At 71.9% G+C, this 2,504-nt stretch carries 2 protein-coding genes and 1 riboswitch; both genes read right to left on the minus strand.

All coding sequences use genetic code 11. The annotated features are described in order from the left end of the window. A riboswitch (cyclic di-AMP (ydaO/yuaA leader) is annotated at positions 1–130 on the minus strand. This riboswitch is flagged as partial in the annotation. A 233-nt stretch (positions 131–363) separates the two neighbouring features. Continuing rightward, complete coding sequence (locus tag JKV81_RS07535) at positions 364–1,521, minus strand: PP2C family protein-serine/threonine phosphatase (RefSeq protein ID WP_129264754.1); 1,158 nt, start codon at positions 1,519–1,521, stop codon at positions 364–366. 134 nt (positions 1,522–1,655) lie between these two features. After that, positions 1,656–2,402 (minus strand): MerR family transcriptional regulator, encoded by a 747-nt coding sequence (locus JKV81_RS07540; RefSeq protein WP_202075228.1) that lies wholly within the window; start codon positions 2,400–2,402, stop codon positions 1,656–1,658. Positions 2,403–2,504: the final 102 nt, after the last annotated feature.

A 2,504-nucleotide genomic window follows, 5' to 3' on the forward strand; every position in this document is an offset into this window, starting at 1 on the left:
GGGTTAGCTGACGGGTTCGGAGCAGGAAGGTCTCCTACGGGCGCCTCTGCCTCTCACGAGACACAGGTGTCCGATTCACCCCATGTAGGTGGTTCCCCGGTTCCCTTGCGGAATTCGGCGCTGCGCACGGTGCCGTCTCTTGCGACGGCGGGTACAACCGCGCTGCGTTATCGAACGTTAATAGACACCCGGGTCCGATTCCAAGCTGTTCCCGTACATCAGTCAGGACCCTGGCCTGGACTTTCAGGGGTCAAACGGGCGCAACCGGGCGACTTGAGAGCCCATCGGCCGGGGGACAGTTTCTGACGGTGCGTCAAATGTTATGCGGAGCGAGGTCTTTCGACTACCGACCGTCGCGACGGATCATCCACTGTCCCGCCCCACGATCTTCACCGTCGTCCGCCGCTCCTGCTGACCCCGCGCGGGACGGCCGACCGCGAGGAGCGCCAGGTCGTCCGTGGACCGGCCACCGGTGTGCAGCCGTACGTCGTCGGTGAGCGCGGACAGCAGCTCGTCGGGCCCCGGGAAGATCCGGCCGCGCAGCCGGGCCGCCGGATCGTAGAAGGCGCCCTTCGCGTCCCGCGCCTCCGACAGCCCGTCGGTGAACGCCAGGAACATCGACCCGGCAGGCAGCGTCCACTCGTCCGACCGGTCCGGCCACGCGCCGAGCCCCATTCCCAGCGGCAGGGCGGGCACCGTCGGCGACAGCACGTCGAGCGCCCCGTCCTGGTGCAGCACCAGCGGCTCGGGGTGCCCCCGGTTGACGACGCGCAGGGTGTCCGAGCCGGACGGGATCTCCGCCAGGACGGCGGTGACGAACCCCTCCATGGAGTCGAGCCCGCCCCGCCGCGACCCCTCACGGGCCAGCGCCCGCTCCAGCCGCTGGACGACCCCCTCCAGCGACAGCTCCTGCTCGGCGGCCTCCCGGAACGCGCCGATCACGACGGCCACCGCCGCCACGGCGTCCAGCCCCTTGCCCCGTACGTCCCCGAGGACCAGGCGCACCCCGAACGGCGTGTCCGCCACGGCGTACAGGTCGCCGCCGACGAACTCGTCCGCCTGGGCCGCCTCGTACCGGGCCGCGACCAGCAGCCCGCCGATCCGGTCCTCGGGCGTCGGGAGCACCGCGCGCATCGCGGTCTCCGCGATGACCCTGGCCGAGGCCAGCTGTTCGTTCCTGCGGCGCACGACGCGGTTGATGACGAGGGAGAGCGCGGCGACCGTGACCAGCGTGAGCAGGTCGGTGACCGGCACGACCCGGCCGAGAGCCCCGTCGGAGATCCGGATCCCGAGCACCACGAGGATCGAGGTCACCCCGACGCGGACCGTGCTGGCCAGCGAGAAGAAGGGGGCGGCGATCAGCGGGGCGGCGGCGAAGAGCGGCACGGCGGTGACCACGGCAGGCGTCAGGAGGTCGAAGGCCACCCCGGCGCAGATCATCAGAGCGGGCAGCGCGCGCACGAACCGCCGGGAACGCGCACTCCCGGCATCGCTCCCCCGCCGTACGTCCCGCTTCCCCACCTGTGCACTCCTGCCGGCTCCACCCACGGGTGCGGACGGTACCGCGCGCCACCCGCACCGGCCGGAGCCGCGCCGAACGGCGAGCCGCCATCGGCCGAAGGGAGGAGCGCGCCGCAGGTCCCGCCGTCCGGTGGTCAGTCGGAGAGCCGGTGCCGCGCGTAGATCGTCAGTGCGTCCCGTACGAAGACGGCGGTTCCGTCCCCGTAGCGATCGTAGTTCCTCCCGAAGCGCGGATCGGCGACGTACATCTCGGCGAGGCCGCTCACGTACGCGCGGGTCACCTCCGTGGTCACCGACAGCCAGGCGCAGTGCCGGCGCGCGAGTTCCTGCACCGCGTCGTCGCCGGCCTCCAGACCGGCCGCCCTGGCCTCCCCGTACGCACGGGCGAGGGCGTCGTGCTCGCCCCGGAAGGCGGCACGCTCCGCCTCGCCCAGCCCCCGCCACCACCGGTCGCTCCGCGCGTACGCCTCCCGGCCCCAGCGCTCGGTGACCTCCTGCTCGTACGCCGTGTGGTCGAAGCCGTCCAGCACTTCCTCGGCCATGAGTTCCTCCCCTTGCTCGGTCCTGTGGAGCGTGGTCCGGACCGAGGCGATCTGCCGCCCGATGCGCTCCCGCTCCCCCTCCAGCAGCCGCAGATGGGCCCGGAGCGCGGCGGCGGTGTCCCGCTGCCCCTCCAGTACGTCCTTGATGGCGGGCAGCGAGAGCCCCAGTTCCCGCAGCAGCAGGATGCGCTGGAGCCTGACCAGGGCCTCCTGGTCGTAATAGCGGTAGCCGTTGGCGCCCGTGCGGCTCGGCACGAGGAGACCGACGTCCCCGTAGTGCCGGAGCGTCCGGCTCGTGGTGCCGGCCCGCCTGGCGATCTCCTGGATGGACCACTCCATGCCGGAAACGCTAGATCTTTACGCAGCGTCAAGGTCAAGCCCGGCACCGGCGGCCGGGCGACGGCATACGACAGAGGCCCGGATCCTCGAAAGGATCCGGGC

This window comes from Streptomyces silvae, assembly GCF_016745505.1.
In the GTDB taxonomy this organism is placed as follows: domain Bacteria; phylum Actinomycetota; class Actinomycetes; order Streptomycetales; family Streptomycetaceae; genus Streptomyces; species Streptomyces silvae.